This window comes from Streptomyces chengmaiensis, from assembly GCF_029846775.1.
In the GTDB taxonomy this organism is placed as follows: Bacteria; Actinomycetota; Actinomycetes; order Streptomycetales; family Streptomycetaceae; genus Streptomyces; species Streptomyces chengmaiensis.
The window spans coordinates 196,343-203,904 of the sequence record NZ_JARWBG010000022.1 but is presented as its reverse complement, the minus strand read 5'-3'; the positions used below and the strand labels follow the sequence as shown (position 1 = coordinate 203,904).

Sequence of the window (7,562 nt, the reverse complement as noted above, 5' to 3'; positions counted from 1 at the left end):
GGGTAGCCGTAGCCGCCGCGGGGGGCGGACGGGGCGCCGCCGGGGTATCCGACCGCGGAGCCGCCGGCTGCCGGGCCGCCGGCCGGCGGGTCGCCGCCGGGGTATCCGGCCGCCGGGCCCGCGCCCGGAGCGGGCTGCCCGGGAGCCTGCTGCCCCGGCGACTGTGACGCACTCGACGCGAGGGTGCGGCTGCGCACCCGGTACAGCCCGGTGTCGAGGTCGTCCGCCTTCTCCAGGTGCACCTTGATCGGGCCCATGAAGGTGTAGCGCTGCTGCTTGGCGTAGTCCCGGACCAGACCCGCCAGCTCGTCGCCGAGCTGGCCCGAGTACGGGCTCAGCCGCTCGTAGTCGGGTGCGCTGAGCTCCACGATGAAGTCGTTGGGGACGACGGTCCGCTCGCGGTTCCAGATCGAGGCGTTGTTGTCGCACTCACGCTGGAGGGCGCCCGCGATTTCCACGGGCTGCACCTCCGACTTGAACACCTTGGCGAAGGTGCCGTTGACCAGGCCTTCGAGGCGCTGCTCGAAACGCTTCAGGACTCCCATGGGGCACCTCCTCCGTCGTTGCCGTCCTGGTACTGCTTACTGATCGTATCCACGCGTCGGGAAATCGGCTGGTTCCCCTTGTCTGCCCCGTCGATGAGTGTCACCTCTCACACGGATCGTAGAGGCGGCCTCCTGACAGTGTCCCGCACCCGCGGCGCTCGCTGGAGGGGGCCGTGGAGACGCGGCCCGTTCCCCTGGGCCGCACCGCGTCCCCGTACCGGTTCTGTTCCCTGTCTGTCTCGCTTGTGCGGCTGTGAAACAAACGGATGTGAATCCACCCCGAGCAGCGTGCTAATGTTCTGGATGTCGCCAGGCAGTCACACCGGAGAGGTGAGGCCGCCAAAGCAACACCCAATGCGCGGGTGGCGGAATAGGCAGACGCGCTGGATTCAGGTTCCAGTGCCCGAAAGGGCGTGGGGGTTCAACTCCCCCCTCGCGCACCACTCCGAAGCGGGTGGCATCGTGATCACGATGCCACCCGCTTTGTCGTGTATGTGCACCGGCACGCTCCGGAGCCGCCCGGGCGGTAGGGCCACGCAGGCAAACACAGCCTCTTACGCATCACAGGTTCAGCGGCGACGATGGTGCCTAGTATTGACGGCGGCACCCAGCAACCACGCCTATCGTCAACGGCGTTCGACACATTCCGCGCGCCGGGCAGAGCACGAAAGACGCCGACCGGGTCCAGCGAACCTGCCGACCAGGGGGAGTGAAGTGGGCACGAAAGGCGCCATGCGCGAGCTTCGCGACGAACTCACGGGCGCGCTGACGGGGCTGCCCAGGCCGTCGACGCCCGAGGAGGTGCTCGACGCGCTCTGCGCCCAGCTGCAGAAGCGGCGCGGCAGGCCCGTCCTCTGGCGCGCAGTGACGTTTCCCCCGGGCACCGCCAGCGGGCTGTACCTCGACCTGGCCGACCGCGACATGATCTGCATCCAGGAGAACACCAGCCCCTGGCACCAACTGGTGATCTTCGGCCATGAGGCATGGCACATGGTCGCCGGGCACTGCGGACAGCACGAGGCGGGCACCGCGGTGGCGGCACGGCTGCTCACGGAGGACGCCGACCTCAACGCCGCGCTCCAGGTGGCGGCGCGCACCGACTTCCGCGAGGCCGAGGAGGCCGCCGCGGAGTTCTTCGGGCTCAACCTCGCGACGCGGCTGCGCGGCTGGCTGGAGGGCGCGCCGGACGAGGCGGCCCCGCGCAGCGAGCTGGCCCGCCGCATCCAGGCCTCGCTCGGGCGCAGCCGGGGATGACACGTGCGGAACACCGACTACTACGTGCCCGCCGTGGCCCTGGGCATCGCCTTCCTCGCCAAGCTGCCGGCGCTGCGGCGCGGCTGGCGGGACCCGCTGGTGCGCTCCGTACACTTCCTGATCTTCACCGCGGCCTGCTGCTTCCTCTTCGCCGCCCCGCCCACCATCCGCGCGGTCAACGACCTGACCGGTGTGCCCAATGTCTCGGCGCCGCTGGTCTACAGCCTCACCTGCGCCTTCAGCTGCGCCTGCCTGCTGCTCATCGTCAACTGGCGCGGCGGGGCGCCGGAGGCGGTACGGGCCCGGTCGCGCGCCTGGTCCCTCGCCTACGCGGGGGCGATCACCGCGCTTCCGGTCTTCTTCCTCCTGGGCGACGCCCCCGTCGAGCGGCTGCGGGACCTGGACACCTACTACGCGACCACCCCGTACATCCGGGAGATGATCGTCACCTATCTCACCGCCCACATGGTCTCCGCCGTGGTGACGACGACGCTGTGTCTGCGCTGGGCGCGCGAGGTGCGGCAGTGGCTGCGGGCGGGGCTGATCGTGCTCGTCGTCGGCTTCGTCCTCAACCTCCTCTTCGGGATCGCCAAGCTCGCCGCGGTCGCCGCCCGCTGGACCGGACGGGACTGGGACGTCCTGAGCACCTCGGTGGCGCCGCCCATCGTCGCGGCCGGCGGACTGATCGTGACCGTCGGATTCCTGCTGCCGCTGCTGGGACCGCAGCTCGGTGACGCCTGTCGGGCCTGGATCGGCCATGTACGGCTGGGCCCGCTGTGGCGGCTGCTGCGCTGCCCGGCGCGGCAACGGGCCGCGATGCCGCAGATCCCGTGGTGGTCGGCTCCGGACATGCTGCTGACCGTGCGGGAGACCGTCATCCACGACGAACTGCTCAGGCTCCAGCCGTACCTCGACGACCTCGTCCGGCGGCGCGCCCATGACACGGCCGTCGCCGGCGGGGCGGGTGAGGACCGGGCGGCCGTCCTCGGCGTGGCGGCCATGGTGGCCGCCGCCGTGGAGTCGCGTTCCCTCCGGCCGCACCCGGGCACGGACTCGGAGCCGGAGCCGGAGCCGGACTCGGATGCGGGGCCGGACTCGGAGCCGGACTCGGGCTCGGTGAGCGAGGAGAGCTCCGCCAAGGCCGCCGTGGCGCTGACCGCGGTCCTCAGCCCGGGACGCCAGCGGCTGGTACAGCTGTCGAACGCCCTGCAGTCCCCCATCGTCGCCGCCGCACGACAGGAAGCGGCCCCGAGAGAGAGCAGCCCGCGATGACGCGTCACACCCCGCCCGCCCCCTCCACCGCAACCCGCCGTGCCGTGGTCATCGGCGGCGGCCTGGCCGGCATGCTCGGGGCGGCGGCACTGGCCGGATTCGCCGACGAGGTCACGGTCGTCGAACGCGATGTGCTGCCCGAGGGGCCGGAGCCGCGCAGGTCCCTGCCCCAGGCACGCCATGTGCATCTGCTGTGGTCGGGCGGGGCACGGGCCTTTGAACAACTGCTGCCCGGCATCACGAGCCGCTGGCTGGCCGCCGGCGCGCGGCGCATCCCGCTGCCCACCGGCCTGGTGTCGCTGACCGCGAAGGGCTGGCTCAGACGCTGGCCGGAGATGCAGTACACCATCGCCTGCTCCCGCGACCTGCTGGACTGGGTGGTGCGGGAGCGTGTGCTGAGACTGCCCGGCGTCCGCGTCCTCCAAGGGCACGACATGCTCGCGCTCACGGGCACGGACGAGCGGGTGACCGGAGTGCGGGTGGGCGGACCCGACGGCCGGGAGCACCGGCTCGACGCCGATCTGGTCCTCGACGCGAGCGGCCGCGGCTCCCGCGCCCTCGACTGGCTGCGGGCGCTGGGCGTGGACGGGATCGAGCAGGCCGAGGTCGACTCGGGTCTGGTGTACGCCAGCCGCGCCTACCGGGCGCCCGCGGGCACGGAGGACTTCCCCATCGTCAACGTCCAGTCGGACCCCGGCGACCCCGTGCCCGGGCAGACGGCGACGATCGTCCCGGTGGAGGGGGGACGCTGGCTGGTGACCCTCTCTGGCACCCGCGGCGGCGAACCCACCCGCGACCCGGACCAGTTCGAGGCGTTCGCGCGCGCCGTGCGGCACCCGGTCGTCGGCGAACTGATCGCCGGTACCGAGCCGCTGACCCCGGAGGTCACTCTCTCCCGCAGCACCGTCAACCGGCGGCGGTACTTCGAGGGGGCCCGGAGCTGGCCCGAGGGATTCGTCGTGGCCGGCGACGCGGTGGCCACCTACAACCCGCTGTACGGCCAGGGGATGAGCGTGGCCGCCCAGAGCCTCGTACACCTCCGCGACACCCTGCGGCACGGCGGGCTCCGCGCCCCGGGCCTGGCCCGCGGCGTCCAGCGCGCCATCGCCCGGCCCACCGGGCTCGCCTGGGAGCTGGCCACCTCGCAGGACATCCTGTACCCGGGCGCCCTGGCCGAGGGCCGGCAGCCCCGGCCGGGCGCGGCACTTGCCAACCGGTATGTCGACCGGCTCGCCCTCGCGGCCACCGGGCGCGCCCAGATGACCAGGGCCTTCCTCGGCGTCCTCACCATGTCCGAGCCGATCACCTCGTGGCTGCACCCGGACATCGTGGTGGGCGCTCTGCGCGGCCCCGGCAGGGAGCCGCTCGCCGGACCGCCGCTGACGGCGCAGGAGCGGTGCGCGTCGTCCGGGCCGGAGGACGCCATACGAGCCCGGACGGCCGCCGCCGGGGAGGTCGCCGCGGGGTGAGACGCCCGCGGGATCCGGGCGGCGGGGGAGGAGGCGGGCATGACCCGGCCGGCGGCGGCGCCGGCCGGGCACGGCGCCCGGAGCTGCGTCGGGATGTGCCGGGGGTGCTTCGGGATGTGGCGGGGTGCTCGGGACGTGCCGGGGGTGCGCTGACGGGGTGCGCCCGTCGAGCGGAGCGGCGACGATCGTCTTGGGCGGGCGCGACGAAAGTGGGACGTCGCGGATACGGGCGCTGCCTAGGGTGCCCGGGTGGACACGTCATCGAATGCCCGGCGAGAGAACGCCCCGCGAGAGAACGCCCCGCGCGCGGCGGCCGCATGGGGCAGCCGGATCCGGGACGGCTGGAAGTGGACGGCCGCCCCCGGACTGTGGTCTCCGAGGCGGACCGCCGTCGAGGCCGTGCTCGCCCTGGCCCTCGGCGTCATGGCCGCCGGCACCGAGGAACTGCTGGCCGGGGGCGGGTACCGGGCCCTGGCCGTCGCCCTGGCGGCCGTGCTGCTCTCGCTGCTGAGGCGGCGGCTGCCCGCCACCGCACTGACCGTCACCGCCGCGCTCATCCCCCACGTCGGCGGTTTCACGCCGCTGCTGGCAGTCGTCGGCTGGTCGGCCGGGCGCAGGATCGCCGGGCCGATCCGGGCGCTGGTCGCCTTCACCGCCGCGTACGCCGTCTGCATCGGCGTCACGCTGCTCGGGGACGAGGGCAGGCAGTCCCCGCTGGTCCTTACGCTCCTCATCACCCTCTACTTCCTGGCGACCGCGGTCGTGCCCGGTCTGTCCAGCCGCTACTGGACGCAGCGCCGCACCCTCCTGCACGCGCTGCGGGAACGCAACGCCCAACTGCTGCGCGAACGCGCCATGGTGGCCGGGCAGGCGCGGCTGCGCGAGCGCCAGCGGATAGCACAGGACATGCACGACAGCCTCGGCCACCAACTGGCACTGATCTCCGTGCACACCGGCGCCCTGGAGGTGGATCCCGAACTGACCGAGCGGCAGCGGGAGGCGGTCGCCGTGCTGCGCGGGGCGTCGGTGACCGCCATGCACGAACTGCGCGAGGTCGTCGGGATCCTCCGCGACGGAGTCGAAGCGCCGGAGACGACCTCGGAGACGAACCCGGCGCCGGACGAGTCAGGGCGCGCCGGGCGCGGCACGGCGGGCATCGACGTGCTGGTCGAGACCGGCCGGGCGGCCGGGAACCGGGTGGAGCTGCGCCGCTCGGGAGAGCCCCGGCCGCTGGCGGCCGCCGCCGACCACGCGGCGTACCGCATCGTGCAGGAGGCGCTGACCAACGCCTACAAGCACGCCCCCGGCGCGGCGATCTGCGTGGAACTGAGACACGAGCCCGACTCGTTCGTGGTCGAGGTCGTCAACGGCGCGGCGGACGGCGGCGGGGGGTCCGGCGCGGCCGTCAGCGGCGGGCAGGGCCTGACCGGGCTGCGGGAGCGGGCGCGGCTGGTGGGCGGCATGGTCCACGCGGGGCCGGCGGACGGCGGGGGCTTCCGGGTCGCAGGGGTGCTGCCGTACGGAGGGGTGGAGGCCGCGCCGTTCGTCGGCCCGTCCGCCGCCGGGGCGTCGCCGGACCCCGACGCCGATCTGCTGGCGGCGGATGCCGGCCTGCCGAGCCCTCGGAGCCGGGTCGGCGGCGTGGTGCTCGGATGCGGCATCGCCGTGGCGGCGATGGTCGCGCTGGCGGCCGTGGCCGTCTTCGGGCTGGTGTTCCTCGTGGGGGAGCTGGACAAGGGGATGATCGAGCCGGCCGAGTACGCGCGCGTGCAGGTGGGGGCCGACGAGGACCAGGTGCGGGGGCGGCTGCCGGACGGCGACACGGTCGCCACGGCCGGGCTCAGGGGCAAGGGGCCGGAGCCGCCGGAGGGTGCGGAGTGCCTGGTGCTGATGTCGTCGGAGGTGGGGGAGAGCATCGACACCGAGCCAGTGTTCCGGTTCTGCTTCAAGGACGGCAAGCTGATCGAGAAGAAGGCCTATGAGGTCAGAAGATAGGTGTGTGACGCGACGGGCGTGCGGTGCGTCGGTGACGGGCGCGGCAATGGAGATGCGAGTGGTGCGATGACGGGGTCTGGAGCGTCGGCTGGGTCTGGAGCGTCAGCTGTATCCCCAGAGACCTCCAGCGGTACCAAGGCCACTGAGGTCTCTGGGGATACAGGTGCTGTTGGTGCTGCTGGGAGCGCTGGGGATGCTGGGACAGCCAGAGTGGCTGGGGCCACTGGGGCCGCCGGGGCCGCGATCAAGGTGGTGATCGCCGATGACGAGCCTCTCATCCGCGCCGGCATCCGGATGATCCTCACCTCGGACCGCGCCGTCGACGTGGTGGCCGAGGCCGCGAACGGCCGCGAGGCCGTCGAACTGGCCCGCTCCCACGACGCCGACGTGGTGCTGCTGGACATCCAGATGCCCGTCATGGACGGGCTCACCGCCCTGGGCGAGCTGCGCCGGGCCGCTCCCGCGACGCGGGTGATCGTGCTCACCACCTTCGGCGAGCGGGAGAACGTGCTGCGGACCCTGGAGCACGGCGGCGCGGGATTCCTGCTGAAGGACACCGCCCCCGCCGAGCTGATCCGCGCCGTGCGCGCGGCCGCGGCAGGGGACGCCTACCTCTCCCCCGGGGCGACCCGGCATGTGGTGGACCAACTCGCCTCGGGACGGGCGGCGGCCCGCGCGCAGCAGGCCCGCGCCCGCGTGGCGGCGCTGAGCGAACGTGAACGCGACGTGCTGGCGCTGCTCGGCGAGGGACTGTCGAACGCGGACGCCGGACGACGGCTGCACATGAGCGAGGCCACGGTGAAGACCTATGTGAGCCGCATCCTGGCGAAGCTGGACTGCGAGAACCGGGTGCAGGCCGCGCTGCTCGCGCGCGACGCGGGTCTGTAGGCACTGCGGCCGATGCCGAGGCCCCGACCCGCCGCCGCGGCTGGTCGAGGGGTTGTCCACAGGGGCAGACGGCCGCGGGGCGGCGGCGGTACGGTCGGGACCCGTTGATGTTGGTTGTGACGGTACGAAACGGATCGGG

The 7,562-nt window shown here is 73.3% G+C and carries 6 protein-coding genes and 1 tRNA gene; 6 read left to right on the top strand and 1 reads right to left on the bottom strand.

The genetic code is table 11. The features are described from left to right. Positions 1–545, bottom strand: a 545-nt coding sequence (locus QCN29_RS20055; protein WP_279929742.1) for a DUF3662 domain-containing protein, incomplete at its 3' end; no start/stop codon positions are given. A gap of 356 nt (positions 546–901) precedes the next feature. Here QCN29_RS20055 and QCN29_RS20050 point away from each other — a divergent pair. From QCN29_RS20050 to QCN29_RS20025, 6 genes are all read left to right on the top strand, one after another. Further along, positions 902–988: transfer RNA gene (locus tag QCN29_RS20050), tRNA-Leu, on the top strand. Positions 989–1,277: 289 nt separating this feature from the next. Continuing rightward, positions 1,278–1,799: a toxin-antitoxin system, toxin component gene (locus QCN29_RS20045; protein ID WP_279929740.1), complete on the top strand. Its 522-nt coding sequence runs from the start codon at positions 1,278–1,280 to the stop codon at positions 1,797–1,799. A gap of 3 nt (positions 1,800–1,802) precedes the next feature. Next, positions 1,803–3,071: an MAB_1171c family putative transporter gene (locus QCN29_RS20040; protein ID WP_279929739.1), complete on the top strand. Its 1,269-nt coding sequence runs from the start codon at positions 1,803–1,805 to the stop codon at positions 3,069–3,071. Continuing rightward, positions 3,068–4,540 (top strand): FAD-dependent monooxygenase, encoded by a 1,473-nt coding sequence (locus QCN29_RS20035; RefSeq protein ID WP_279929738.1) that lies wholly within the window; start codon positions 3,068–3,070, stop codon positions 4,538–4,540. Before QCN29_RS20040 ends, QCN29_RS20035 begins: the two co-directional genes overlap by 4 nt. Positions 4,541–4,870: 330 nt before the next feature. Then, positions 4,871–6,535, top strand: a complete 1,665-nt coding sequence (locus QCN29_RS20030) for a sensor histidine kinase (protein WP_398859536.1) — start codon at positions 4,871–4,873, stop codon at positions 6,533–6,535. Between the two features lie 210 nt (positions 6,536–6,745). Continuing rightward, on the top strand, positions 6,746–7,423 hold the full coding sequence (locus tag QCN29_RS20025; protein WP_279929736.1) for a response regulator transcription factor: 678 nt from the start codon (positions 6,746–6,748) through the stop codon (positions 7,421–7,423). Positions 7,424–7,562 lie beyond the last annotated feature (139 nt).

What these genes read in the sequence shown, in the direction of transcription:
- QCN29_RS20045 (WP_279929740.1), top strand. Translation starts at nt 1,278, where the DNA reads ATGCGCGAGCTTCGCGACGAACTCACGGGCGCGCTGACGGGGCTGCCC.
- QCN29_RS20035 (WP_279929738.1), top strand. Translation starts at nt 3,068, where the DNA reads ATGACGCGTCACACCCCGCCCGCCCCCTCCACCGCAACCCGCCGTGCC.